The sequence below is a fragment of the Mycobacterium sp. NGS41 genome, from assembly GCF_059812725.1.
Genome location: NZ_JCALDF010000081.1, coordinates 1 through 672, shown reverse-complemented (window position 1 = coordinate 672; position 672 = coordinate 1). Strand labels below are relative to the sequence as shown.

At 65.5% G+C, this 672-nt stretch carries 1 protein-coding gene; it reads right to left on the bottom strand.

Annotation, left to right across the window (positions count from 1 at the left end; translation table 11 throughout):
• Positions 1–672: 13E12 repeat family protein (locus AC5Y21_RS26015; RefSeq protein ID WP_499917033.1), on the bottom strand; the 672-nt coding region annotated here is incomplete at both ends.

Here is a 672-nt window from a genome sequence, read left to right as displayed (position 1 = left end):
GAGCATGATTCGCTGCGCTGGCGAGGCGAAGCGCTTGGTGTGATACAAAGCCAGGGGTTTGGCGTTGTCGAATAGCGCCAGGTAGTGATGGGCGTGGCTGGCCATTCGGATCACATCCGACATCGGTAGCTGGGAGCCGCCGCCGGTGAGGGCTTTGCCGATGGCGGCTTCGAGTTCTTGGAGTGTGGCGATGATGACGATCGACACCGGCAGGCCGTTGTGCTGACCCAAGTCCCCTGAGGCCAGCAGCGCCCGCAGTCCGGCCAGCAGGCCGTCATGGTTGCGTTGGGCTTGAGATCGGGTGTCGCGGCGGACCGCGTCCTCATCGGGTACATCGTCGATGACCGGTGTTTGGTCCTCGGGGTTGCAGGCGCCGGGGGCGGCCAGTTTGGCCAACACCGGTTCGAACGTGGCCCTGGCCTCGGGGGTCAGGTAGCCGCTGATGCGCGACATGCCGTCGTATTCCTGCTTACCGAGCGTGATGCCGCGCTTGCGGGCGCGCTCCTGATCGTTTAGTTCGCCATCGGGGTTAAGCCAGTCCATGACCCGCTGGGCGTATTTGGCCAACTCGTCGGGGCGGTAGTGGCTGGCCTTGGCGGCCAGGTCGGCGTCGGCGGCTTCACGGGTAGGCAGGTCCACCTCGGCGGGCAGGTGGGCAAAGAAGCTGCGGAT